The sequence below is a fragment of the Thalassospira sp. CH_XMU1448-2 genome (assembly GCF_037027285.1).
Lineage (GTDB): Bacteria > Pseudomonadota > Alphaproteobacteria > Rhodospirillales > Thalassospiraceae > Thalassospira > Thalassospira profundimaris_C.
This window is the reverse complement of sequence record NZ_JAYMEA010000002.1, coordinates 107625-133328: the sequence shown is the minus strand read 5'-3', so window position 1 is coordinate 133328 and position 25704 is coordinate 107625. Positions and strand designations below refer to the sequence as shown.

The following is a 25704-nucleotide window of genomic DNA, read 5'->3' as shown; positions in this document are numbered from 1 at the left end:
CGACCTTGTGCGTTTTGTTTTTCAACTACCGACCGTTTCGAACTCACGGGAACAATTTATCGATGTTCCACCCGGCGTCATCAGAATCGCGGGTATAGAGTTTTCGGTCATGCAGGCGGAATTTGCCCTCGGACCAGAATTCGATACGATCAGGTACTAAACGGAACCCGCCCCAGTGATCTGGCCGTGGCACTTTGCCAAGACCAAACTTTGCGGTGAATTCGGCAACACGTTTTTCCAGATCAAACCGGCCACTCATCGGGCGGGACTGGATTGAAGCCCATGCGCCAAGCTGACTGCCACGCGGGCGCGTTGCGAAATATTCATCTGACTCAGCGGCGTCGACCTTTGATACCTTGCCTTCGATACGAACGCATTTTTCCAGCGTTTTCCAGTGGAAGCAAAGGGCGGCATAGCCATTCTCGCCAAGCTGCTCCCCCTTGCGGCTTTCATAGTTGGTATAGAAAACGAAGCCCCGCGGATCAAATTCCTTAAGAAGAACAATCCTGGCCGACGGGCGACCTTGCGCATCGGCAGTCGCCAGTGTCATTGCGTCCGGATAGGCCTTTTCGGCAGCTTTGGCTTCATCAAACCATTTCTGGAACACTTCGTAAGGGGCGTCGTGGGGTTCGTGCCCAAATTTTGGCGTATTTTTTTCGTCCATTGGGAAAAGATTTCCTTTGGCTGATTGAAATTAGTCGCCGTGCGGTTCAACTAATTTGGAACATTGGTGGCAGACACGTCGTTTGCTTCTCATATATATACGCAAAGAATATCGGTTGGGACTGTAAAGACAAGATGGGCAAAACAAACATGAAATTCCGTCATATCGTAATTCCGGTCATCATGACCGCCTTCATCGCTGGCTGCGCCCAGGATCAGGGTCAGAAACAAACCGCTGGCACCTTGCTTGGTGCGGTTGGTGGTGCGGTTGCTGGCGCACAATTTGGCAAAGGCAGCGGCCAGCTCGTTGGCGTTGCGCTTGGCACGCTCGCCGGTGCCTTTATCGGTAGCGAAGTCGGACGTTCTCTGGACAATGCAGACCGTGCAATCATGGCGCAAAGCACCCAGCGCACGCTTGAAGCGACCCCGACAGGTCAGACATCCACCTGGCAGAACCCGGATACCGGTGTTCAGGGTACGGTTACACCGACCCGCACCTATCAGGAACCCAAGACCCAGGAATATTGCCGCGAGTACCAGCAGACCGTCATGATCGGTGGTCAGGAAGAAACCGCCTATGGTACTGCGTGCCGCAAGCCTGATGGCAGTTGGCAGGTCGTTAATTGATCGATAACAGCCAACACAGGCTGTGAAAACTATCAAGGGCGGTGCAATCCATGTGGTTGTCACCGCCTTTTCATTATCGCAACCAGACAAGATGGTCGTTCTCCCACCTTGCTGATCGCAATTAAGGTTCATATTTGACCGATCATGCTCTAATAATGAACCTACGTGCTTTTAGTTTTTACAACCGGTCAGTACATGCAGGATCCCTATAAGATACTTGGTGTTTCCAAGGGTGCCAGTCAGGAAGAAATCAAGAAAGCCTATCGTAAACTGGCGCGTGAACTCCATCCCGACGTAAATCCCGGCGACGCGAAAATCGAGGAACGCTTCAAGAAGGTTTCAAGCGCCTATCACCTGCTTGGTGATGCCGAACGCCGCAAGAAATTCGACAATGGCGAAATCGATGCCGACGGCCGTGAAACCAGCCCCTTTGCGCGTGGTGGCGGACGCGCGGGCGGGTTTGGTGGCGGCAATGGTGATCCCTTTGGATTCTCGGGGGCGAATGCCGAAGACATCTTTGACGAGATTTTCGGCAAGGGGCGTGGCCGGTCCGGTGGTGGCTTTGGCGGTTTTGGCGGTGAACGCAAACCGCAAAAAGTCAAAGGCCCGAATATCTCCTATGAGCTGAGCCTTGATTTCAGTGAGGCGATCCTTGGCGCGACCAAACGTATCAATCTTGCCAGCGGCAAAAGCCTTGAAGTCCGTATCCCGCCCGGAAGCGAAAATGAACAGACCCTTCGCCTGAAGGGGCAGGGCATGGCGGGCATGAATGGCGGCGAGGCTGGCGATGCACTGATCAAGCTTCATGTTCATCCCGACAAGACATTCCGTCGCGAAGGCAATGATATCCATTGCGATCTTGCGATCAGCCTGCCCGAGGCCCTTCTTGGCGGGTCGATCGAAGTACCGATCGTCGATGGCAAGGTGAATATGAAGATCCCGGCCAATGCCAATAGCGGCACCAAATTGCGCCTGCGCGGTAAGGGTGCCCCCTATGATCGCGGCACCAAACGTGGTGACCAGTATGTTCACCTGACGGTCAAGCTTCCTGATGAACGCGATGATGAACTGATCGACTTCATCAAGGAATGGTCTGAAAAACATCCCTACAAAACGCGCTAGGCCACGGCCCTGCCCGTGGCTTGACAGGACTCAAGACTCGGTCGGGCGCAAACACGTATTTTCCCTTTGGAGTATTTCACCGCACAAAGGGAAAAACCATGCGCCCGATTTCATTTGTTCCCATTCTCGCTGGCATTGCCCTTTTGGGGCTGACTGCATTTGTCGGCACTGCACGCCCGACAATTGAACTATCCTATTCGGCCAACTGCAAGAATGTCGACGGCTGGAAAGAAAGCCTTATGGCAGAAGGGTTTGACATTGAACTTTCCCCTGTCAACGAGCTTACCCTTTCCGAGCAACAGGCGATGATGTCGCTTCCCGAACCAATGCGTGACTGCAAGATTGCAAGCGTTGCGGGCTATCACGTGATTGGTGATGTGGCCTCTGGTGATATCGTAACCCTTCTTCGGCGCAAACCGCTTGATGTTGTCGCCCTTGCTCAAGACAAAGCAACCCTTGAAACTGTTGCCCTTCACTATGACGGCACAGTCGAACGCCGGAAGGCCCAGTGATGAAATTCGTATCGCCCTTGCGACTGGCTTTTACCGCAATAGGGATTGGAGCCATCGGCCTTCTTTGGGGAAGTGCTGCAATCGTCTGGTTGTTGCTGCCCGGGGGCTCTCCGAATTTCCTGCCACCTGACAGCCTGTTTCCGGCCCTGATCCTGAGCCTGGTTATTTTCGGCGGATTGGGCTTTGGCGCAGCCATTCTCACTGAAAGCTGGGAAGACGAAGCCCGCCAGAGACGCCACCAGATCAAATAAAGTCAGTCCTATCTGACTTTATGGCACCTGAAAAAACCGGTTCTTGTTCCCATATGGTGTGAAGGGCAAAACAGACCATCAGGGGATAATGGAACAATTTACCAATCCGGATCAGTACGTTCTGTGGGTTGAACAGGCGATAGACTGGCTTTCGGCCAATGTGTTGCTGATCCCGATCCTGATACAAATTCTGGTCTGTGTGGTTGTTGCTATTCCCGCGTTCCTGTTGCGCGGCAGACTTGAAACATTGCTGTCGCGTCTGCAAAACTGGAAGCCGCTTTTGCAATATGCCGGGTTCCGTCGCTTTGCCACGGTCCTACCCGGTTTGGCCTTCCCGCTTCTTCTTGTCATCCTTGTCTGGCTGCTTGATGCCGTCGCTGTTCAGGCGGGGTATCGCCACAATGTCATTCGACTGGTTGCAAGCCTTTTGAATGCATGGATCGTCATTCGGCTGGCAGCAGCCATCGTCAACGACCCGGTATGGTCACGTACGATTGCAACCGTGGCCTGGGGGCTTGCCGCCCTTAATATTGTTGGCTGGCTTGAACCAACCATCGAGATCCTTGACAGCCTTGCCATGCAGGTCGGCGATTTCCGGGTGTCGGTCTATGGCATTCTCAAAGCCGTATTATCACTTGCGGTTTTGTTGTGGGTTGCATCCTTTGCTTCCCGCCTGTTTGAACAACGCATTCAAAAGGTCCACCGCCTGACCCCGTCGGTTCAGGTCCTGATGGCAAAGCTTTTGAAACTTGTCCTGCTGTCAGTTGCTGTTCTGTTTGCGCTATCGACGATTGGCGTTGATCTGACGGCCCTTGCGGTATTTGGTGGCGCGGTTGGCGTTGGTATCGGCCTTGGCTTGCAACGGATCGTCGCCAACCTGATCAGCGGAGTCATTCTGCTTCTGGATCGGTCGATCAAACCCGGTGACGTCATTGCCATCGGCGAGACATTTGGCTGGATCCAGTCTCTAGGGGCGCGATATACCGCCGTTCGCACCCGTGACGGCACCGAATTCCTGATCCCGAACGAAGACCTTATTACCACGCAGGTCGAAAACTGGAGCCATTCGGACGTCAAACTGCGCCTGAAAATTCCGGTCGGCATTGCCTATAGCTGTGATCCGCATTTTGCGATCAAGCTTTGCAACGAAGCGGCAGCAAAATGCCAAAGGGTTCTGGAAAATCCCGGCCCAAATACATTGCTGCGCGGATTTGGGGACAACTCTGTTGATCTTGAAATCCGTTTCTGGATTGATGATCCGCAGAACGGGCGCGGCAATATCATCAGCGAAATTCTGCTCAATGTCTGGGATGCCTTCAAGGAACACAATATTGAAATTCCGTTCCCGCAACGCGACCTGCACCTGCGTAGCGGCGATGCGCCCATTCGCGTCGAGATGACCTTGCCAACAAACTAGGCAGACAAACAGCATCAAACCTTTTTGTGATCTGGATCACATATTCAGGTTGCTGTCAGGTAGGCGCGCCAAACTGCGACCTTAACGCAGTCAAAGGCGCCCGAAATGCTTCTGTTGAATTACAATGAGAATGGAAATCCTGCGGCACGATTAAGCCTGCAGAAGAATGGTTTTCTGGCTCGCGTGCAAATGCGCGCCTGTGCGATCTCCATTCTGACCAGCCTTGCGACCGAACGGGCCGAGGTGGAGGATTTCATCGCCGCGACCTATGCCAACGCCTATGACGCGTCGATCCGGGTGCAATATGACACGCTGATGAGTGTGCGTGATGAGAGCGGCAAGATTGTCGCAGCCCTTGGCTTTCGCTCTGCCAGTCACGGACCACTTTTCCTTGAACAATATCTGCCCTGCCCGATTGACAACATCCTTGGCATTTCTCGCCATCAGATTGTCGAAATCGGCAATCTGGCTTCGTCCGGTGGTGGCGGAACGTCGTTCCTGTTCACCGCACTTTCGGCCTATCTGTATCACAAAGCCTATAAGCAGGCAGTCGTCACCGGTACCGACAATATCGAAAAGCGTCTGCGCAAGATGGGTTTGAACCCGGTGCGTCACGCCATGGCCGATCCATCGCATCTGGCCGAAAAGGACACCGATTGGGGCCGCTATTACGAGCGCTGCCCGCATGTTCTGTCCGGATCGGTCGCTTATGGCTACCGTCAGCTGCAATCGCTTTATGGCGCTGAATATCTGCATATGCGCCCGCGTCTTTATCCCCACTTCCAGCATAATGGCGAGATTTGATCATGCTGTTTGAACGTATCCGCAATCATCCTGGTCATCGTCCAGCCCTGCGCACAGGTACCGCCGAAATTAACTATGGCGACCTGATCCGTCATGTTGAGGAACGCAGCATCCAGTTGCAGGATGTTGATGTTCTGGGCATCGCACTTGATAACGGCATTGACTGGCTGCTCTGGGATCTTGCGGCCCTGCATACCGGGATCATCTGCATCCCGTTACCGCCCTTTTTCACCAAGGATCAAATTGACCACAGCATTGCGACTGGCGGGATCACGCACATGGTCACACCGGGCGGGCTTGTTGCAACCGGCTTTGATCGTTCGCCATTGATCCCCGAACGAACGGCAAAAATCACCTTCACCTCCGGCTCGACAGGCACCCCAAAGGGCGTTTGTCTGTCGGAGACCGCGATGTTCAATGTCGCACATGCCATCCACGCGGTTCTCGGCGATGACTTTGTCGGAACACATGCCTGTGTCCTTCCACTTGCCGTTCTTCTGGAAAATGTCGCCGGGGTCTATGCCGGTCTGATGGCCGGATGCACAATCCATCTGACAGGGTTGCAGGAATTCGGATCGCAATATCTCAATCTGTACGATGTCCTGAAACAGGCCCGCGCAAATTCAGTCATTCTGGTCCCGGAAATCTTGCGTGCCCTGATGATGCAGGTCCATGCCAAAGGCCCGCTTCCTGATTTGAAATTCATCGCTGTTGGTGGTGCACGCGTTGCCCCGCGCCTGATCGCCACGGCGCGCCAGCTTGGTCTTCCTGTCTATGAGGGCTATGGCCTGTCGGAATGTGCGTCGGTTCTTTCGATGAATATCCCGGGCAAGGACAAACCTGGCACGGCTGGCACATTGCTTCCCCACGTAAAGGCAGAAATTCGGGATGGCGAAATCTATGTCCACCGCCCGGGTTTCCTTGGCTATATCGGAGCAACAGACCAGTCGGACGGCACCGTTGCCCAGTGGTTTGCCACTGGCGATATCGGCGACATCGATGCGGACGGATTTGTTCACGTTACCGGCCGCAAGAAGAATGTGCTGATAACCTCGCATGGCCGCAACATATCGCCTGAATGGCCGGAGTCCGTTCTGTTGGCGCAACCGGAAATCTATCAGGCAATCGTCTATGGCGATGACCAGCCACATCTGAGCGCCCTGATCGTTCCAAGCAATGCGACCGCCAATATCGCAGCCGCGATTGAGACAACCAACACCGTTCTCCCCGACTATGCGCAGATACGCGATTTCCGGATCGTCCCGCCTTTTAGCGTCGAAAATGGCTGCCTGACCGGCAATGGTCGGCCCAAACGCGACGCAATTTCAGCCCGCTACCTTTCTCCTCAACTTACCCCGGAGCCTTCCATGAACTTTTATGATCGTCTTGTTGCAGAAACCGCAGAAGCACGTGCAAGCCTTTATCATGTCCCGCAGCTGGTGGACGGACTGCAGGGTAATATTTCACGCTCGACCTATGTTGCCTATCTGACCGAGGCCTATCACCACGTCAAACACACCGTCCCTTTCCTGATGGCGATGGGATCGCGCCTGCCTGAGGACAAACGCTGGTTGCACAAGGCGATCATTGAATATCTTGAAGAGGAAGAAGGCCACGAAGAATGGATTCTCAATGACATCGAGGCCGCTGGCGGCAATCGCGAAAAAGCGCACAACGCAACGCCGAACCTCGAAACCCAGGTCATGGTTGCCTACAACTATGACTATATCGCGCGCAAAAACCCGGTCGGGTTCTTTGGCATGGTCTTTATGCTTGAAAGCACCTCGACCCAGATCGCAAGTCAGGGTGCTGATGCCGTCATGAACGGCCTTGATCTTCCGAAATCGGCATTCAGCTATCTGTTCTCGCACGGGTCGCTTGATATCGAGCATATGAAATTCTTCGAACAGACCGTCAACAAGATCACCGACCCCGATGATCAGGCAGCGATCATTGAAGTGGCCCAAAACACCTTCCGTCTGTTTGCAAACCTGTTTGCTGCCATTCCGCATGAAGGACAGAGAAAACATGTTGCTTGATGGAAAAAGCGTCTTTCTGACCGGGGCGACGGGCGGCATTGGCAGGCCGCTTGCCGCCCTGCTCAGGGGACGCGGTGCTCATGTCACAACCTATGACCGGGCCCAGCAGGGTAATCTGATGGAAAATATCGATACCACCTGCAAGGTCCTGCGCGAAAACACGCCTGACATTCTGGTCAATCTGGCCGGAATCAACGAGTTCGACCTTGCCGAAAAGCAGGATTACGACGCGCTTCTGACCTTGAACCTGCTGGTGCCGATGCGCTTGTGTCAGGCGGTCTTGCCGACCATGCGCACACGCCGTTCCGGGCAGATCGTCAATATCGGATCGATGGCGGGATTGATCCCCCTGCCGCACATGACCGGTTACGTCGCGGCCAAATCCGGGCTTAAGGGATTTAGCGACGCCCTTCGACGCGAAATGGCAGATTGCGGCGTCAAGGTTTCCCACATTGCACCACGTGCTGTTCACACCGAAATGAATGCCGGCAAACTTGGTTTGCTGAACAAGCGGACCCATACGACCGAAGACCGCCCGCGTGACGTGGCAAACCGTATCATCAACGCCATTGAACGCAATGAATCCGATGTTCGGATCGGCTGGCCCGAACGCCTGTTTGCGCAACTTAACGCCCTGTGTCCTTCCCTGATCGACAAGGGTCTTCGCAAGAACACTGCCATTGGCGTTGATATCCTCAATTCCGAACAGGAGGATAGCGCCGAGCTACAACCTCTTGCCGCCCCAAACTGTGACGCCCAGCGGAGGAACATTGCATGAAGCTCAAACCCCTTATTCTTTTCTGTGCCCTAGCGGTATTGCTGCCCATGATTGGGCATGCAGAAACCACCAACGGTGCGGTGATGGATGGCGTATCACATCTTCAGACCGAATGGGCGCGGATCAAATACGACCTGTCGGACAAGGACCAGCAAGTAGAAGCCCTGCATCAGCTTGAAGCTGATGGCGCAGAATTGCTTGTCCGGTTCCCCGAAAGCCCGGAACTGCAGATCTGGCAGGGAATTTTGCTGTCGACCGATGCCGGAATTGATCGCGGTATTTCCGCACTTGGCAAGGTCCGCGATGCCCGCGAGATGTTTGAAAAGGCGATCAAAACCAATCCCGACGCACTTGACGGTTCAGCCTATACCTCGCTTGGGTCATTATACTATCAGGTCCCGTCATGGCCGCTTGCCTTTGGTAGCGACACCAAGGCCGAGGAATTCCTGAAAAAGGCGCTGGCCGTTAACCCCGACGGCATCGACCCGAACTACTTTTACGGTGACTTCCTGCTGCAGCAGGATCGCAGCAGCGAAGCTCGCACCTATTTCGAAAAGGCCCTGAAGGCACCGGACCGTCCCAGCCGTCCACGGGCGGACGCCGGACGTCGTGCAGAAATCGCCAGGGCCCTGAATGAGATTGCCCGCAAGTCCGCCAAATAGCGGATTGAACCATTCGCAGCAGCACATATGAAAAGGCCGGAACAACTGTCCCGGCCTTTTTGGTTCATTTCTCGGGTCGCGATCTAGCTGATGATATCGGTCATGTCTTTTTGTTCGACCTGATTGGCCTTGAGATGATGAGGATCAGCTTCGACCTGTTCGGGTATTTTGTTTTCCGGTCTTGGCGTATCGAGCAATGCCCCTACCGGCACAGCAAGAACAGACTGGCGCTTTTTCTCAAGCTCGACCAGACGTTCGCGCATGACAATCGGCCAGCCACCATCGGTTTGCACCAGCAGCAACCGGTCATAATCCAGAAACAGTCCCATCCGCGTCATCAGTTCCGTCAGGGTAATGCGCGACAGGTCCCCGGAAAGCAACCAGCGATGATCTTCGGACCGATCAATCAGTTTCTCGCGGCGAAGAGCGGCCAGCGCCCAGTTGAGATCACGTCCGCCAAGTTTGAGCTCGCGCATCATCTTGCGATAGGTCGGCGGTTTTGCCGCGTCATGGAACCGCGCCTGCAGATATTCCAGCACCCGCAGCACGGCAATAATCCGCTCCATATGCCCGGGCACGGCACCGCGCGGGTCGGGAATAAGACCCGCAGCCCGTGCAGCACGCCATTCAGATTGTGCGGCGGCCACCTGAGCGCCGAGCAAGATCACAATCCATGTCAGGTACATCCACAACAGGAAGATCGGAACAATCGCCACCGCACCATAAATGGTCTGATAGGTCGGAAAGTTGGTGACATAGAACCCGAAACCCTTTTTCAGGGCTTCGAACAGCATGGCGGCAACAAAACCGCCAACGAGTCCGTCAATGATTGCAACCGAACGGTTGGGCATTCCGATGAACAACAGCGAAAATGCGGCTGTAGACAACAGGAACGGTGCAATGAATGTCAATTGACCGATCTGCTGGCCAAGCGCCTCGCCCCCAACCAGATGACGCATTGCAAAGATATAGGATGCAAGCGACAGGCTTAACCCCAGCAACATCGGACCGACAGTCAGAAGTGTCCAGAACACGACAAGTCGTGCCAATAACTTGCGCGGACTCGTAACGCGAAAGACATCATTCATCGCCCCTTCTATCGCGCCAAGCAGCATGACAGCAGTCAACCCCAGTACCATGGTACCGATCGCTGTCATCTGTCCGGTATTTTGCAGGAAGTTGCCTAGATAGTCGCTTACCTGCTCCCCGGTTTCGGGCAGAAAGTTGTTCAGAACGACATCCATGATCTGATCTTTGAACTGATCAAATACGGGAAAAGCAGACAAAACTGTCAGGGCCACAGCCAGAAACGGCACCATTGCCAGAAGCGTCGTATAGGAGAGTCCCGCTGCACGCTGGACCGATTTATCGTGAATAAACCGCATAATTGCATAGCGCCAAAATGCCGTTCGGTCCGCGATCATTTTCTGAATTTCGACCATTAAACGCTTATCCCCACGCATTTTCCGGTTATACTGCATGTGATCAACAAGATAGCGCGCCGATACATGATATGACAGGCCAGATTGACCTTGGCCTAGCTTTGTGTAGGATGCGCCGAATGTCTAATGCCTTCTGTGCCGGTCGCGGCTTTATTTGAATGCTTCTACCTGCCAGAAAATGAGATCGTGGGAACGAGAGGAAAAATGAGCCTGTCCACCGAAAACATTTCGGGCCTGATGGCCGGTAAGCGCGGCCTGATTATGGGCGTCGCCAACGATAAATCCATCGCATGGGGTATCGCGCGCGCCGCTGCTGCCGCGGGTGCCGAGGTTGCTTTTACTTTCCAGGGCGAGGCACTTGAAAAGCGCGTACGCCCGCTTGCGGAGTCTGTCGGCAGCGATATCGTCTTGCCATGTGACGTCACCGATGCCGCAAGCATCGACGCTGTTTTTGACACGCTCAAGGAAAAATGGGGCAAGCTGGACTTTGTCGTCCATGCCATCGGTTTTTCCGACAAGAACGAACTGCGCGGTCGCTATGTCGACACCTCGCCGGAAAACTTCGCGCTTTCAATGAACATCTCGGTCTATTCTTTCACCGCTGTTGCCCAGCGCGCGGAAAAACTGATGACCGATGGTGGCTCGCTTCTGACCCTGTCCTATTACGGTGCAGAAAAAGTCATGCCGCACTACAACGTCATGGGCGTTGCCAAGGCAGCACTGGAAGCAAGCGTGAAATATCTGGCCAATGACCTTGGCCCGGACCGCATCCGTGTCAACGCAATTTCGGCCGGTCCGATGAAAACCCTTGCCGCTTCAGGTATCGGCGACTTTCGCTATATCCTGAAATGGAACGAATATAACTCGCCGATGCGCCGTAACGTCACGCTTGATGACGTTGGCGGTTCGGGGCTGTACTTCCTGTCGGATCTTTCGACCGGTGTCACGGGTGAAACCCATCATGTCGATTGCGGTTACCATACCGTTGGCATGAAGCAGGCAGACGCACCTGACATCAATGTTCAGAAATCCTGATCTGAACATGATATGATTTTGCGGGCTGCCCTTATGGGCGGCCCGTTTTGTCTCTTTAATATTTGAATTCTGGAATTCGGTTATGGCTGGCAACAGTTTTGGAACGCTCTTTCGCTTTACCACCTTTGGCGAAAGCCACGGCCCGGCAATCGGCTGTGTTGTAGATGGTGTGCCTCCTCTTCTTGAGCTGACCGAGGCCGATATCCAGGAATTCCTTGAAAAACGCAAACCCGGTCAATCGCGCTTTACCACCCAGCGTCGCGAACCTGATCAGGTCAAAATTCTTTCGGGCGTGTTCGAAGGCAAAACCACCGGCACCCCGATCGGGCTTCTGATCGAAAATGTCGATCAGCGATCCAAGGATTATGGTGAGATTAAAAACCAGTTCCGCCCGGGCCATGCCGATTACACCTATTGGGAAAAATACGGCACGCGCGATTATCGTGGCGGCGGCCGTTCATCGGCCCGCGAAACAGCAATGCGTGTTGCGGCCGGTGCCATTGCCCGCAAGGTTCTTGGCGATGACATCAAAATCCGTGGCGCACTGGTCAAGATGGGCACCAAGGAAATCAATCGCGATAACTGGGACTGGAACGAAGTTGATAACAACCCGTTCTTCTGCCCCGATCCCGAAGCCGTTCCGGTGTTCGAGGAATATCTTGATGGCCTGCGCAAGGACGGATCATCGGTTGGTGCAGTGATCGAAATTGTCTGTTCGGGCGTTCCGGTTGGTCTTGGCGATCCGGTTTATGACAAGCTTGATGCCGATCTGGCCAAGGCGATGATGACCATCAACGCGGTCAAGGGTGTCGAAATCGGCAACGGCTTTGAAGCCGCCGAACTGACCGGCATCGAGAATGCCGATGAAATGCGCTTGGGCAACGACGGCAAACCCGTCTTTGGTTCGAACCATGCCGGTGGCATTCTGGGTGGTATTTCGTCCGGTCAGGATGTTGTCGTTCGCTTTGCGGTCAAACCGACCAGCTCGATCCTGACCCCGCGCAAAAGCATCGATATTTATGGCAAGGAAGTCGACGTTGTCACCAAGGGCCGTCACGACCCGTGCGTTGGCATTCGCGGCGTTCCGGTCGGCGAAGCCATGGCGGCCATTGTGCTTGCCGACCACCTTCTGCGCCATCGCGCGCAATGCGAAGGCTGGAACACCAACAAGCATTTCCCGAGCTGATCCCTTAAGCAGATAATTCCTGTCACAATCGGGTTGATGCCACGTCTTGATGGCATGAACCCGATATTGCTCAAAACCCTGATCTCGCTTGCTGCATCAAACAACAAGTCCGCCAAAGGCGGATCGCTTGGCACTGATGCACAATTGCGCAACCGCACGATCCTTTACCCGGACGAGGCGCTTGACCTGCCGGAATGGGGAATTGCCGGAATGCCCGGCATGATCCTGGGAGCGGCCCCGCAAACCTGCCTGTTTGTCAGCGATCTTGAAATGTCTGGCTCAGATAACGCCAGTACAGGTGAAAGTTCCGACACGGATCAGGATACCGAGGCCGAGCCTACCAAAACCTCAGACGGATCATCCGCCGGGATTGTCTCCTTCAGTCTGACCCTGAAATGCAATCCCGACCCCCAAAGCAATTTGAAGTCCTGCACCATTGTCTGGAAGCTCTCGCTTCCGATTGCAGGATATCGGGATATTCAAACCAGCAGCAGCAGCGAAAGCGTGCGCGCCCCTGTCATCCATACCCGTATGAAAATTCGTGGTATCGAACGCGACGTTGAAATCGGGCTTCTGGAAATGACCGGTCTCGAACAACCGCTTCTGATCGGGCAGGATACGCTGGGCGACAAGTTCCTGATCCGCCCGGATCGCGACAAAAAAGACTTACAAACACCAACGCCTTCCGTTGACCTGAACCCCACGGAATCGTCTGATCCGTCTGAGACGCCTGCGCCGTCAAAGCCGGGCGCCGCGCAGATCAAAACAGACACTATGTCCGAACAAACCAGTTCGCCCGAACAGACCAAGTCTGATGATCTCCCCCATAAAGACGCGGACACGACGGGCACGAAGGACACAACACCGGAATCTCCGCCGGAGTCAGCCTCAAACAACCAGGACGGTTCAGACGACGCCGCAATGCCTGCAACACCGAATGCAGATGCGTCAAATCCTTCAAATACAGTGAGCCCAGAGGATCAGTCAGCAGACAGCCAAAATCCTGCGGTGCCGGTGACACCACCACAAAACGAGCAATCCCCAACAGACGCAGCAAACACACCATCAGAAGACGTACAGCCAGAACAGCCCAAAGCGGATGCCGCTGAAACCAATCCGGCAAGCGCACCACAAGCCCCGGCAACCGGGGATGACAGCACCAATACGGCACAGGCACAGACACAAACGCCGGGACCATCGGATGATCCAAAACCGGCAACTGATCCTGCCTGATCCCCTCTATTCTTCGGATAACCTCCTGAACGTACTGCACCGCTTCTTCCAGAAGCGGTGCTTTTTTAAGTCCGAACAAAGGACAGCCTTGTTTTACTGGCATATTTTGTCGGTTCGAGATCAGTTTAGCCTTGAAATACCAGATATCATTCGATAATGTTAACTCAGTTAACATAAGAAAATCGAGATACGAGCTAATGGGGAAATACCATCACGGTGACGTCCGCAATGTTCTTTTGCAAAAAGCCGAAACCATCCTGACCGAAGAAGGCCCGACCGGTCTTTCGCTGCGACGTCTGGCGCGCATGACCGGTGTTTCAGAAGCCGCTCCCTATCGTCATTTTGACGGAAAGGATGGCATTTTGGCGGCAGTGGCCATATCGGCCTTTGAACGTTTTGCCGAACAACTCGAAGCCGTTGCCGCAAATGTTGAACATCACGAAGAGCGCATCATGCATCTTGGCGCGGCCTATGTCGGGTTTGCGGTTGAAAATCCGCAGCATTTCCGCCTGATCTTTGGCCGGGAACGCCCGCCACTTGATCAATATCCGGAACTGCGCGAAGCCGCCGACAATGCCTTTGATGTTTTGCAGCGCGCTGTCACGTCCGTTGATCGCAAGGCCGAAATGACCCTGACCGAGGCCGCCACGGCCTATAACCGTGCCCTTGCCGCCTGGAGCCGGGCACACGGGATCGCGATGCTGGTAATTGACGGCATGATTGTTCCGCCTGCTGATCAGAACCTTGGCAGCTTTGTACTTGGCCTTCTGGCCGAAGATTTAAACGCCCCCACAGGCATGTAACGCGCATTCCCGCCCATTGTCCCCTGCCAACCGGATTCTCCGATGGAATATTTCACCGTTAAATTTATCCACGTGATTGGTGTCGTGCTTTTTCTGGGCAACATCATTGTCTCTGCCCTTTGGAAAACGCAGGCTGACCGGACACAGAACCCGGTCGTCATCGCCTTTGCCTGTCGGCTGGTGAATATGACCGACCTGTTCTTTACCGCGTTCGGGGCTGCGTTGATTACAATTGGCGGGATCGGATTGTTTCACGCAACAGGCATCGCAATTTCCGATGCCCCGCACCTGACCATCGGCATCGGCCTGTTTGGAATGGCTGCGATGCTCTGGCTGACAGGGTTGCTGCCTCTTCAGATCTACATGTCAAAGATTGCCGCCAAAACCGTTCAGGCCGGGGAAAGCACCATGCCAGCGGCCTATGAAAAAAGCCGCAAGCTTTGGAACATCATTGGCGGGATTGCTGTCTTGCTGCCGCTGGGCACGCTTTACTTCATGATTTTCCGCTAAAACCTGATTGTCCTTACGCGGGTCTGCGACGGGCCCGCGTGGCAATCAGCAAGGCAAACACCACCGCAATATTGCCCAGCATGTGCCAGCCATTCAAAACTTCGCCAAGCACCAATGCACCAAGCAAGGTCGCGACAAACGGCTGGACCAGAAGGACCATCGACCCCGTCGCCTCATCGACCGATTTAAGCCCGACAGACACCATCCCCTGTCCAAGGGCATGAACCAGTATGCCAAGGGCGGCCAGCGCCAACCAGCCAGTCATATCTGTTGGCGCAACCAGATCACCCTTGATCACGGCAAATACGCCAATGACAATCGCAGTGACAACGGTCGTGCCGCTCATGGTAACAGCGGCACCGATATGCCGCCGCAATCTTCCGATCACGATCAGATAGCCCGCATAGAAAACAGCGGCCAATAGCCCAAAGGCATCCCCGGCCATGCTCCCGGTTCCGGCATCACTTGCCCGAAACAGGCACCAGGCCCCAAAACCGGCAAATGGCAATCCGAACCAGAACATCCTGCCCGGACGTCGCGCAAGCCCGACAAGTCCAAGCAGACCGATGATAACCGGGGCCAGATTGGCAAGCAGGATCGCATTGCCTGCGGTCGTGAGCTCAATCGCGACGTGGCATGCAATCAGGTCTGCAGCAAAAAAGACACCGGCCAGAACCATCCAGCCCGCAATCACGGCTTTCCCGACTCTTGTCGGGCTTGCCGGATCGGGGCGTGCCGGTCTGGCCGGTACAAGGAATGCGGTTGCGCATAACAAAGGGGCGGCAAGCGCAACGCGCCAGAACGCAGACGCATCAGCCGAAACACCACTGAATCGCACAAGAATTGGCGACATTCCAAGCAACCCGCCCGCAAACAGCAACAGGCCGATTGCCCAAAGCGGATTAACATGACTATCACCAGCCTTAATCGCGCCTGCATCCACGCATTTGGTGGCGGAGGGAGTACAAACAGAACTTCCGGCATGGGACATGGCGCTTGCTTTCAGGTGGCATCGCAGTTGGTTGTGCAAATGACCGGTGAAAGATCATCTGATGCGTCTGCGGCTGGACACAGGATGGTTGATTGCGCTATCGAAGTGAAATTGCTTCGGCTTATAGTGCAAATAACGGGCGCTTATGACCCTTCTCAATGTTGACATCGATCTGTTGCGAACTTTCCTGACGGTGCTTGAAACGCAAAGTTTCACCCGCACTGCAGAACGGCTATTGCGCACACAACCGGCCATCAGCCAGCAGATCAGAAAGCTTGAGGAAACCGTCGGCACGCCCCTGATCACCCGGGACCGCAAGGCCATCACACCAACCACCACGGGTCTGGTCGTCAAATCCTATGCCGAGGGGATTATAGGCCTTAATGACCGTATGCTGGCCGATCTTGTCGATGCCGCACCGTCGAGAATTCGCGTCGGTGTGCCAGATGATTACGCCGCAGTCTATCTGCCCCAACTTTTTCGGGTTGCGGCACGGCGGCTTCCCGACACCGAAATCACCTGTCACGCCGATCTTTCACGCAATCTTTCAAAGCGTGTGGCAAATGGCGACCTTGATCTCGCAATTCTGACGGCCGATCCTGATACACCATCCCTGCATGTGGTTTCCGAACCGTTGGTCTGGGTTGCGCATCCTGATTTCGATCTGTCACAGCGCCCCTTGCCGCTGGTGTTGTTTGAAGACGGGTGTGTCATCCGTGATGCGGCAACATCCGCACTTAAGAAGGCGGGCACTCCCCATCGCATCAGCCACAGCAGCGACGCCAATACCATGATCATTACCGTCATTAATGGCGGTCACGCGGTAGGGGCAATGCCGCGTTGTACGGCGGAACATGCGGGATTGCACCAGCTTTCTGATGATCTTCTGCCACCCTTGCCGTCAGTTGATATCAGCCTGATGGTGCGTGATCGTGCCAACCCGGCAGTGCGCGAGCTTGCCCTTGGTGCGATTGCAGCCCTTTCCCCCGATGACGTAACACCGGACGCAGTTCCAGCCTGATTGGCGGGCCCCATTCTTCCACCATGTGAAAAGACGTTTTATGTGATTGATCGGCTTTTGCCCGACCACATAAGATGCGCCAGCTTATATCCTGAACACCGGAGACATCCCATGCTGACCATCAAACGCCTGTCAATCGAAGACGCCTATATCCTGATTGAAGGTGCGCGCAACCGTGCCAATGAAATTGGTGTTCCGATGTGCATTGCCATCACCGATGAATCCGGTGTTCTCATCGCCTTTGAACGCATGGATGGCGGCAAGGTCACCAGTGCCACGATTGCCCAGGATAAATCATTCACTGCCTCGGGCGCGCGCAAAGGCACCCACGAATACGCCGCCGCCGCCCAGCCGGGCAAACCGGCCTATGGCATTGATTCCGAAATCGGCGGGCGCCTGTCGATTGTTGCGGGTGGTCTTCCGGTCTTTGTCGATGGCGAATGCGTTGGCGGCATCGGTGTGAGTTCCGGCACGCCCCCGCAGGATCAGGACTGCGCCCAAGCCGGGATTGATTTCTTCATGAAGAAAATCGGCAAGTAATCAAAATTCGCGCGATGGAAATCGGCCTGTGATCAGGCTGTTTTCCGTCCACAGATCAAAAACTCGACATTACCTTCGGGCCCGGTGATCGGACTTGTGGTAATGCCCAGAACTTCCCAGCCCGGCAAATTCGACAGCCAGTCAGAAATGGTGTCACACACCTCCTGATGCAGCTCGGGCTCGCGCACGACGCCCTTTTTACCGACGCGCTCCTTGCCGACTTCAAATTGCGGCTTGATCAGTGCAATCAGATGCCCGCCCGGTTTAAGGCGCTCCATACTGGCCGGAAGAACGGTGCGCAGGCCAATGAAGCTGGCATCACACACGACGATATCGACCAGATCAGGGATTTGTTCTTCAGTGATGTGGCGCGCATTGGTTTTTTCCATGACAACCACCCGGTCGTCATTGCGTAATTTCCAGTCAAGCTGCCCCTGCCCGACATCCACGGCATAGATCTTTGCCGCACCGTTTTGCAGCAAAACATCGGTAAAGCCGCCTGTGGAGGCCCCAACATCAATCCCGATAAAGCCGGTCACATCAATGTTGAATTCGGCAAGCCCCTTTTCCAGCTTTAACCCGCCGCGCGAAACCCATGGATGGGGCTGTCCGCGCAAGGTGATCGCCATATCTTCCTTGCACTGCATGCCCGGTTTATCAAGGCGCTGCTCGCCGCTAAAGACGTTGCCCGCCATAATGAAAGCCTGCGCCTTGGACCGGCTTTCCACCAATCCGCGTTCGACAAGCATCTGATCTAAACGTTTCTTTGCCATAAGCGCGTTTTAGCGCACCCATGAAAAAAGGTCACGCCCAATAACGGTAATTTCACTGTGATCGGAACAGATCGCCTAACTCGCCAACGGTTCAAGATATCCGCGCGGGACAATGGCGAGAAGGTCGTTAAGGGCTTCGCCCTGAACAGCGACATGTTGCTGCATCAGCTTGCCGGCGACATCGGCCTCGCCGTTTGAAATGGCGCTCAGGATCTCGGCATGTTCATTGTTTGATTTTTTAACACGGCCCGGACGATGAAGCTGCAACCGACGATAGGGCGCCAACCGATTGCGGACATTTTTGGTCTGGCGTTCCAGAAAACTGTTCCGGCAACCGGCATAGATTGCTTCGTGGAAACGCACATTGGCCTCATAATAGGCATCTGCATCCGCATGCCCCTGAAGCGCGCTGCACTCTTCAGACAGTGCAATCAGGTTTTCAATATCAGCACGCGGCATCCGGCGGGCGGCGAGACGTGCGCACATGGCCTCAAGCTCGGCCATGACTTCAAACATCTCGATCAGTTCGGCGACTGTGATTGACGCAACAATCGTTCCGCGGCGGGGCATGGTTGCCACAAGACCGGAACCGGCAAGAGTCTGCAGAGCCTCCCGGACCGGTGTACGCGAAACGCCGAACCGTTCACTCAGCGAACGTTCGTCAAGCTTGTCGCCGGGCTTAAGAATGCCGGTCACAATATCGCGTTCAAGTTTCTGTACCAGATCCGCAGCAAGCTTACCGTTTTGCGCCATAAAACGCCCTCATCCATATTCGGTTACTGGTATACCAGAACACATAAAATGGTACTAATCAAAGCCTTTTCTCTGCTGCTTTGCAGAGTTTCAATATTGCATCGCAAAAGTTACATGCCGATTTCCGCCAGTTTGCAGGCAAATACTCAAGCGCGGGTTTGTGGCACTGCAAAACGCATTCCTGGTATACAAAATTGCATAGACAGAATGCCAGAAATCTGTAACGCTTTCGACTAATGCGAAAACCGCATCAATAATAAGACGCGCAAAAAGCCGTCAAAATGCATCCAGAACGCATGCTTCATCCGGGAGGAAAAGATGAAGATTTTCAAGAAGACCCTTTCGGCGTCTGTCGCCGCCATTACTCTGTCTGTTGCCGCTTTTGGCATGTCCGCATCCGCCAATGCAGAAACGCTGAAACTGTCACATCAGTGGTCGACCAGCGATATCCGCCACAAGGTTGCCGAGATCATTGCCAACGAAGTCAAAGCCGCCAATGTTGATCTGGAAATCCAGATCTTCCCGTCCGGTTCCCTGTTCAAGGCAAAGGAACAGTGGACTCCGATGACGCGTGGCCAGCTTGACATGATTGTTTATCCGCTGGCCTATGCCGGTGGTCGTGTCCCGGCTGCCAACCTGACCCTGATGCCTGCACTGGTCAAAAACCATGACCACGCAAACCGCATCAATACCTCCCCGTTCATGGACAAGATTGAAGGTCTGCTGAACGAAGATGGTGTTGTTACGGTTGCCAAGGGCTGGCTTGCCGGTGGCTTTGCATCGACCAAGGGCTGCATCCAAAAGCCGGAAGACGTAAAAGGCCTGCAGATTCGTGCAGCTGGTAAATCGTTCGAGCAGATGCTTGAAGGTGCCGGTGCTTCAATCGCTGCGATGCCAAGCTCGGAAATCTATCCGGCGATGCAGACCGGCGTTCTTGATGCCACCAACACCAGCTCGTCGAGCTTCGTTTCCTATCGCATCTATGAGCAGGTCAAATGCTATACCCCGGCAGCAGGCAATGCGCTGTGGTTCATGTATCAGCCGGTTCTGATGTCGAAGAAAAGCTATGACAAGCTGAATGATGCTCAGAAAGATGCCCTTGCCGCTGCGGCAAAGAAAGCGGAAGAATATTACACCACCGAAGGCCGCAAGCAGGATTCTGACAGCATCGATGTCTTCAAGAATGCCGGTGTGGAAATCGCAGAACTCACCGATGAGGATTTCGCAGAATGGCAGAAACTTGCCATGGAAACCTCTTACAAGAAGTTCGTCGAAGAGACCCCGAACGGTCAGGAACTTCTTGATATGGCACTTGCTGTAAAGTGATCCATTGATGATGCGCTGGTGGTGCCGAGGCGTTCGGCACCACCCCATTTCCCGAATAATATAAAAATACAGAACAATCAGGTTCCGTCAGAGGAGTACGCGCGTGTCCAACGCCATGTCCCCGCACCCACTTCCAATTGATCTGCCCGATGATTTCGCGCAGACCCCAAGTGCGTCGCATTCCGTTAAATCCGATATGCCGCCCCCGCCTGATGTCGAGCCCATCGACGATCAAAATGTCAATGCCGCCAATCGTGCGGCTCCGCCCAAAGGGCCGCTTGATGCATTCATTGCCGTCATTCATACGGCATCGCGCATTTGCGGAATCGCGTCGGCATCCATGTTCGGCATTTCAATGCTGATCATCTGCCAGCTGGTTTTCATGCGCTATGTGCTTAATGAATCGACTGTCTGGCAAACCGAAGCTGTGATTTTCCTGATGATCGGCGCAACCCTGATCGGCCTGCCCTATGTCCAGCTGTTGCGTGGCCATGTGAATGTCGACTTGCTGCCGCTTTATCTCAAACACGGCGCACGCATGACGCTTGCCGTTCTCACCCTTCTATGTGGAATGGCCATCAGCGCCATGTTCGGCTTTTACGGACTTGAGCTTGTGATTGAGGCATTTGAAGGCGGATGGCTGTCTGAAACGATCTGGGCTGTTCCGCTTTGGAAACCATATACCGCCCTGCCAATCGGTTTTGGCCTGCTGTTCTTGCAGTTCCTTGCCGACTTCCTGTCCCTTGTCACTCGCCGGTCGACCCCGTTCGATCTGCGCGATGACGCATTCTAAGGAGGCCGCATTATGGATCCTTTGCTTCTTGCGGCCATTGTTGGCATCGCAACCACCGTTGTCCTTTTTTCCGGCATTCCTGTCGGCATCGGCCTGCTTCTGGTCAGTGTCGGGTTCATCATCATCTTCGATGGCACCGGTTCCCTGCCTTTGCTGCCTGAAATCCTGTTTGGCAAACTTGAAAGCTTTGAAGTTCTTGCCATCCCGATGTTTATCCTGATGGGGGCGGTTGTGGCCTCGTCCCGTGCCGGTGGCGACCTTTATTCCGTTCTTGATCGCTGGTTGACGCGCGTACCAGGAGGATTGGTTATTTCCAACCTGGGGGCATGTGCGATCTTTTCGGCTCTTTCGGGTTCTTCACCTGCAACCTGTGCTGCCATCGGCAAGATGGGCATTCCTGCAATGCGTGAACGCGGTTTTCCCGACACCGTGGCCGCCGGCTCCATTGCAGCGGGCGGCACCCTTGGCATTCTGATCCCGCCAAGTGTGACCATGATCGTGTATGGTATTTCGACCGAGACCTCGATTGGTCGGCTTTTCCTTGCAGGCCTTCTGCCCGGTCTTCTGGTTACCGCCCTTTTCATGACCTGGTCGCTTTATTCGACCTGGCGTCAGGGCAATGCCCAGGCTGCGCTTGGCGTGGTCAAATACAGCTGGAAGGAAAAGTTTGAAATCCTTCCGCGTGTTCTGCCCTTCCTTGTCATCATCGGCGCGGTTCTGTTTGCTCTTTACGGCGGCGTTGCGACCCCGTCGGAAACGGCCGGTGTGGGTGCACTGTTCTGCCTGATCACCGCAATGATCATTTACAAGATGTGGAAGCCCGGCCAGCTGTGGCACGTCATGCGTGACACCACCAAAGAGTCGGTAATGATCCTTCTGATCATCGGGGCTGCTGGCCTGTTCAGCTATATGCTGTCATCCCTGTTCATCACCCAGTCGATCGCACAATGGATTTCAGCACTTGAAGTAAACCGCTGGGTCCTGATGGGCTTCATCAACCTGTTCCTGCTGATCAGCGGCTTCTTCCTGCCGCCGGTTGCCGTGATCCTGATGAGTGCGCCGATCCTGCTTCCGGTGATCATCAATGCCGGCTTTGACCCCTACTGGTTTGCCGTCATCCTGACCATCAACATGGAAATCGGCCTGATCACCCCGCCGGTCGGTTTGAACCTGTATGTCATCAACGGCATTGCACCAGATATTCGCCTGCAGACGATCCTCAAAGGTGCCATGCCTTATGTGCTGTGCATGGTTGTTGCGATCATCATTCTTTGCTTCTTCCCGCAAATCGCCACCTGGCTTCCAGAAACGGTTATTGGAGGACGCTAATGTCAGGGATTTCTGTCAGAAGCTGGATTTCAAGCATCGCCGACCGTGGTCGGGAATTGCTTGATCTGCCAATTTCCACCCCGCAGGACCCGTTTGCGCAGCTTCGCGCCATGTGCAAGGACCTCGTCTCGCAAAAAGGCGAGGCCCGTGGCACCGCCGTTGCCCGCGAAGTGGTCCGGCTTTGGGAAAATCTGCCAGAGGAGGATCATCTTCGGTTCTTCCAGATGATGCAGAACGACTTCAGTGCAGATCGCGCCAAGGTCACCAAGGCCGCCGATGCCTTTGCCAAGGACCCGTCAGAAACCAATCTGGCGGCCCTGACCCAGGCATCAGAACCTGCACGTCAGGAATTGCTACGCCGGATCAATATGGCGCCGGGCGGAACCCGGGCCATTGTTGATATGCGTGAAATCCTGATCGGGCTTTTGAAAACCAACCGCGACCTCGAACCGCTGAATGCCGATATGCAGCATCTGCTGACCAGCTGGTTTAACCGTGGTTTTCTTGAACTGCGTCACATTGACTGGGATACCTCGGCCGCGATCCTTGAAAAGCTGATCCGCTATGAAGCAGTCCATGAAATTCAGGGCTGGGATGATTTGCGCCGCCGTCTGGCAACAGACCGGAAATGCTTTGCCTTCTTCCATCCCGCCATTCCCGATGATCCGCTGATCTTTGTCGAAGTCGCACTCGTTCATGGGCTGGCCGATAGTGTTCAGGCCCTTCTCGCACCCGAGATTGATGAAAAGGCTCCTGATACAGCCAATACCGCAATCTTCTATTCAATCAGTAACTGTCAGGCCGGGCTTAAGGGCATTTCGTTTGGCAACTTCCTGATCAAACAGGTTGTCGAGGAACTCAAACGCGAGTTCCCGCAACTTAAACAGTTTGCGACCCTGTCGCCCATTCCGGGCTTTATGGGCTGGCTGCGGACCCGCCAGAAAAGCAAGGCCGATGACGCCAGTCTTGCCAGTCAGGTTCTTGAAGGGCTTAGTGATGATCACTGGATTGATGATCCGGAAAAGGTCGAAGCCCTGCGCAAACCGACGATTGCCCTTTGTGCGACATATCTTGCGACTTGCAAACGCGGGAAATCACCGCTTGATCCCACCGCACGTTTCCATCTTGGCAATGGCGCACAGCTTGAACGGCTGAACTGGCTGGGAGACACATCAATCAAGGGACTGCGCCAAGCGGGCGGCATGATGGTCAATTATGCCTACCACCTTGACAGCATTGAGAAAAATCACGAAGCGCTGATGAATGACGGAAAGATCGCAACATCGAAATCCGTCGCACAGCTTGCCGGCATTTAAGTAGGTATGACCATGTCTGATAATCTTTTTCAAACCTTCCTCGACCGTTTCCCGGCAGACAAGTCGCGCACGTTTCTGATCGAACGTGACGGCACGGAACGCAGCTTTGCATGGTTGCTTGATCGAACCGGTCGCTATGCCGCTGTTCTTGCTTCCCACGGGGTGGTCAAGGGTGACCGCGTCGCAGCCCAGGTCGACAAGTCATCTGACGTGATTGCGCTTTATCTTGCCTGCTTGCAGCTTGGTGCCATTCACCTGCCGCTCAATACCGCCTATACCGGTGACGAGATTGCCTATTTCCTTGGCGATGCCGCACCGCGCGTTTTTGTGTGCCGACCTGCCCATATTGATGCTGCCACGGCCCTTGGCGATCAGAACAATGTTGCTGCTGTTCTTTCCCTTGGCTCCAATGGCGATGGCAGCCTCAACGATCAGGCCGCCAGTGCAACACCGATGACCGACATTGTAAGTGCCGACAAGGATGATGTTGCAGCAATCCTTTATACCTCGGGCACGACGGGGCGGTCCAAGGGCGCGATGCTGACCCATAACAATCTGGGTTCAAACGCCAGGACGCTTCATTCCGCGTGGGGATTCAAACCGGGCGATACGCTTTTGCATGCGCTGCCGCTGTTTCACACCCACGGTCTGTTTGTGGCAATCAACATCATGCTGATGAATGGTGGCAAGGTTATCCTGCTTCCGAAATTCGATGCTGATGACGTTATTGAACGTCTGCCACAATCTACCGTCTTGATGGGCGTTCCGACCTTCTATACCCGCCTGCTGTCTCATCCGCAGTTCAACAAGGATGTTACCGCCAACATCCGGCTGTTCGTATCGGGGTCCGCACCACTTCTGGCCGAAACCCATGATGCGTTCTTTGAACGTACCGGTCATAAAATTCTTGAGCGTTACGGCATGACCGAAACCTGCATGAACACGTCGAACCCGCTGGACGGTGAACGTCGTCCTGGTGCGGTTGGCCCGACCCTTCCGGGGATCGAGGCACGGGTTTGTGACAAGGATGGCAATGTTCTGGGCGCTGGCGAAATAGGCGTTCTCGAAGTGCGCGGGCCGAACGTGTTCAAAGGCTACTGGCAGATGCCGGAAAAGACCGCCTCGGAATTCCGCACCGACGGCTTCTTTATCACGGGTGATCTCGCAACCATCGGTGAAGACGGCTATGTCACGATTGTCGGTCGCGACAAGGACCTGATCATTTCGGGTGGTTTCAACGTCTATCCAAAAGAAGTCGAGGAAGTCATCGCCGAATATGACGAGGTCGAGGAAGTCGCCATCTTCGGCCTGCCCCATCCCGATTTCGGCGAAGCCGTTGCCGGTGTCATTGTTGCCGCCAAGGGCGAAACAGCCGACACCGATACCATCATCAAACGCACCCAGGACAAGCTTGCAAAATTCAAGGTTCCCAAGCGCATCTGGGTGATCAAGGAATTGCCGCGCAACACCATGGGCAAAATTCAAAAGGCCGAACTGCGCAAGCAATATGCCGACACCTTTACCTCCCCTGCTGCATGATGTGATGTAGCCAATATCTCCCGCTGTCCTGACAGACAGCACCCAAAGGGTCATAGACCCAACCTTCCGGTCAGAGCCGATCTGGCCGGAATTTTTTTGTCTGAACGCAGGCCATCGACCCGACGTTTCCCCTTCCGTTACCTGCTGTTATGTCCTTGTTAGGATTTAGAACGCCAAGATGCTAAATTAGAAAACAGATAACAACCACGGCGCTGGTAACCTTAATGCGCCCATCAGGA

26 protein-coding genes are annotated in these 25704 nt (G+C 54.5%); 21 read left to right on the top strand and 5 right to left on the bottom strand.

Going from position 1 to position 25704, the window contains the following annotated elements:
- Positions 1 to 43: 43 nt before the first annotated feature.
- Complete coding sequence (pdxH, locus tag WA318_RS07945; RefSeq protein ID WP_336080516.1) at positions 44 to 664, bottom strand: pyridoxamine 5'-phosphate oxidase; 621 nt, start codon at positions 662 to 664, stop codon at positions 44 to 46.
- Positions 665 to 798: 134 nt separating this feature from the next.
- Here pdxH and WA318_RS07940 point away from each other — a divergent pair, with 134 nt between their 5' ends.
- The 9 genes from WA318_RS07940 to WA318_RS07900 all read left to right on the top strand — a co-directional run bounded on the left by WA318_RS07940 (position 799) and on the right by WA318_RS07900 (position 8875).
- Positions 799 to 1290 (top strand): RT0821/Lpp0805 family surface protein, encoded by a 492-nt coding sequence (locus tag WA318_RS07940; RefSeq protein ID WP_336080515.1) that lies wholly within the window; start codon positions 799 to 801, stop codon positions 1288 to 1290.
- A gap of 195 nt (positions 1291 to 1485) precedes the next feature.
- Positions 1486 to 2412 carry a J domain-containing protein gene (locus WA318_RS07935; protein ID WP_336080514.1) on the top strand — a complete coding sequence of 309 codons (927 nt, stop codon included), beginning with the start codon at positions 1486 to 1488 and terminating at the stop codon, positions 2410 to 2412.
- A gap of 98 nt (positions 2413 to 2510) precedes the next feature.
- The gene (locus WA318_RS07930; protein WP_336080513.1) at positions 2511 to 2924 is read left to right on the top strand and encodes a hypothetical protein; all 414 of its coding nucleotides are present in this window, start codon (positions 2511 to 2513) and stop codon (positions 2922 to 2924) included.
- Positions 2924 to 3175: a hypothetical protein gene (locus WA318_RS07925; RefSeq protein ID WP_114098755.1), complete on the top strand. Its 252-nt coding sequence runs from the start codon at positions 2924 to 2926 to the stop codon at positions 3173 to 3175. The genes WA318_RS07930 and WA318_RS07925 overlap by 1 nt, the downstream gene beginning before the upstream one ends.
- An 88-nt stretch (positions 3176 to 3263) precedes the next feature.
- Positions 3264 to 4592: a mechanosensitive ion channel family protein gene (locus WA318_RS07920; protein WP_336080512.1), complete on the top strand. Its 1329-nt coding sequence runs from the start codon at positions 3264 to 3266 to the stop codon at positions 4590 to 4592.
- 105 nt (positions 4593 to 4697) lie between these two features.
- The gene (locus WA318_RS07915) at positions 4698 to 5396 is read left to right on the top strand and encodes a thermostable hemolysin (protein WP_336080511.1); all 699 of its coding nucleotides are present in this window, start codon (positions 4698 to 4700) and stop codon (positions 5394 to 5396) included.
- Positions 5397 to 5398: 2 nt separating this feature from the next.
- Entirely contained in the window at positions 5399 to 7435 is a 2037-nt protein-coding gene (locus WA318_RS07910; protein WP_336080510.1) for an AMP-binding protein, read from the top strand.
- Positions 7425 to 8213, top strand: a complete 789-nt coding sequence (locus tag WA318_RS07905) for an SDR family NAD(P)-dependent oxidoreductase (RefSeq protein WP_336080509.1) — start codon at positions 7425 to 7427, stop codon at positions 8211 to 8213. Before WA318_RS07910 ends, WA318_RS07905 begins: the two co-directional genes overlap by 11 nt.
- Positions 8210 to 8875 carry a tetratricopeptide repeat protein gene (locus WA318_RS07900; protein ID WP_336080508.1) on the top strand — a complete coding sequence of 222 codons (666 nt, stop codon included), beginning with the start codon at positions 8210 to 8212 and terminating at the stop codon, positions 8873 to 8875. The genes WA318_RS07905 and WA318_RS07900 overlap by 4 nt, the downstream gene beginning before the upstream one ends.
- An 83-nt stretch (positions 8876 to 8958) precedes the next feature.
- Here the strand turns inward: WA318_RS07900 and WA318_RS07895 are convergent, their stop codons facing one another.
- Complete coding sequence (locus WA318_RS07895) at positions 8959 to 10317, bottom strand: YihY family inner membrane protein (protein WP_336080507.1); 1359 nt, start codon at positions 10315 to 10317, stop codon at positions 8959 to 8961.
- 204 nt (positions 10318 to 10521) lie between these two features.
- On the opposite strand from WA318_RS07895, the gene fabI reads away from it, so the two are divergent.
- From fabI to WA318_RS07870, 5 genes are all read left to right on the top strand, one after another.
- Positions 10522 to 11352 (top strand): enoyl-ACP reductase FabI, encoded by an 831-nt coding sequence (fabI, locus tag WA318_RS07890; RefSeq protein ID WP_114098762.1) that lies wholly within the window; start codon positions 10522 to 10524, stop codon positions 11350 to 11352.
- Between the two features lie 82 nt (positions 11353 to 11434).
- Positions 11435 to 12538 (top strand): chorismate synthase, encoded by a 1104-nt coding sequence (gene aroC / locus WA318_RS07885; protein ID WP_336080506.1) that lies wholly within the window; start codon positions 11435 to 11437, stop codon positions 12536 to 12538.
- 36 nt (positions 12539 to 12574) lie between these two features.
- Positions 12575 to 13771 (top strand): hypothetical protein, encoded by a 1197-nt coding sequence (locus WA318_RS07880; RefSeq protein ID WP_336080505.1) that lies wholly within the window; start codon positions 12575 to 12577, stop codon positions 13769 to 13771.
- A gap of 197 nt (positions 13772 to 13968) precedes the next feature.
- Complete coding sequence (locus WA318_RS07875; protein WP_114098765.1) at positions 13969 to 14574, top strand: TetR/AcrR family transcriptional regulator; 606 nt, start codon at positions 13969 to 13971, stop codon at positions 14572 to 14574.
- A gap of 42 nt (positions 14575 to 14616) precedes the next feature.
- Positions 14617 to 15084, top strand: coding sequence for a DUF2269 family protein (locus tag WA318_RS07870; RefSeq protein WP_336080504.1), 468 nt, complete (start codon positions 14617 to 14619; stop codon positions 15082 to 15084).
- A 13-nt stretch (positions 15085 to 15097) separates the two neighbouring features.
- On the opposite strand, the gene WA318_RS07865 is transcribed toward WA318_RS07870, so the two are convergent.
- Entirely contained in the window at positions 15098 to 16075 is a 978-nt protein-coding gene (locus tag WA318_RS07865) for a DMT family transporter (RefSeq protein ID WP_336080503.1), read from the bottom strand.
- A 145-nt stretch (positions 16076 to 16220) separates the two neighbouring features.
- Between WA318_RS07865 and WA318_RS07860 the strand changes: the two genes are divergently transcribed.
- Both WA318_RS07860 and WA318_RS07855 read left to right on the top strand, forming a co-directional pair.
- Positions 16221 to 17096: a LysR family transcriptional regulator gene (locus tag WA318_RS07860; protein ID WP_336080502.1), complete on the top strand. Its 876-nt coding sequence runs from the start codon at positions 16221 to 16223 to the stop codon at positions 17094 to 17096.
- 111 nt (positions 17097 to 17207) lie between these two features.
- Positions 17208 to 17636: a GlcG/HbpS family heme-binding protein gene (locus WA318_RS07855; RefSeq protein WP_167721798.1), complete on the top strand. Its 429-nt coding sequence runs from the start codon at positions 17208 to 17210 to the stop codon at positions 17634 to 17636.
- A gap of 32 nt (positions 17637 to 17668) precedes the next feature.
- On the opposite strand, the gene WA318_RS07850 is transcribed toward WA318_RS07855, so the two are convergent.
- Positions 17669 to 18409, bottom strand: a complete 741-nt coding sequence (locus WA318_RS07850) for a TlyA family RNA methyltransferase (RefSeq protein ID WP_336080501.1) — start codon at positions 18407 to 18409, stop codon at positions 17669 to 17671.
- A 75-nt stretch (positions 18410 to 18484) separates the two neighbouring features.
- Positions 18485 to 19162: a GntR family transcriptional regulator gene (locus WA318_RS07845; protein WP_114098770.1), complete on the bottom strand. Its 678-nt coding sequence runs from the start codon at positions 19160 to 19162 to the stop codon at positions 18485 to 18487.
- Between the two features lie 318 nt (positions 19163 to 19480).
- On the opposite strand from WA318_RS07845, the gene dctP reads away from it, so the two are divergent.
- The 5 genes from dctP to WA318_RS07820 all read left to right on the top strand — a co-directional run bounded on the left by dctP (position 19481) and on the right by WA318_RS07820 (position 25465).
- Entirely contained in the window at positions 19481 to 20488 is a 1008-nt protein-coding gene (gene dctP, locus WA318_RS07840; protein WP_114098771.1) for a TRAP transporter substrate-binding protein DctP, read from the top strand.
- A gap of 103 nt (positions 20489 to 20591) precedes the next feature.
- The gene (locus tag WA318_RS07835; RefSeq protein WP_336080500.1) at positions 20592 to 21281 is read left to right on the top strand and encodes a TRAP transporter small permease; all 690 of its coding nucleotides are present in this window, start codon (positions 20592 to 20594) and stop codon (positions 21279 to 21281) included.
- 12 nt (positions 21282 to 21293) lie between these two features.
- On the top strand, positions 21294 to 22610 hold the full coding sequence (locus WA318_RS07830; RefSeq protein ID WP_114098773.1) for a TRAP transporter large permease: 1317 nt from the start codon (positions 21294 to 21296) through the stop codon (positions 22608 to 22610).
- Positions 22610 to 23926, top strand: a complete 1317-nt coding sequence (locus WA318_RS07825) for a malonyl-CoA decarboxylase (RefSeq protein ID WP_336080499.1) — start codon at positions 22610 to 22612, stop codon at positions 23924 to 23926. Before WA318_RS07830 ends, WA318_RS07825 begins: the two co-directional genes overlap by 1 nt.
- A 12-nt stretch (positions 23927 to 23938) precedes the next feature.
- Positions 23939 to 25465, top strand: coding sequence for a malonate--CoA ligase (locus WA318_RS07820; RefSeq protein WP_181850296.1), 1527 nt, complete (start codon positions 23939 to 23941; stop codon positions 25463 to 25465).
- Positions 25466 to 25704 lie beyond the last annotated feature (239 nt).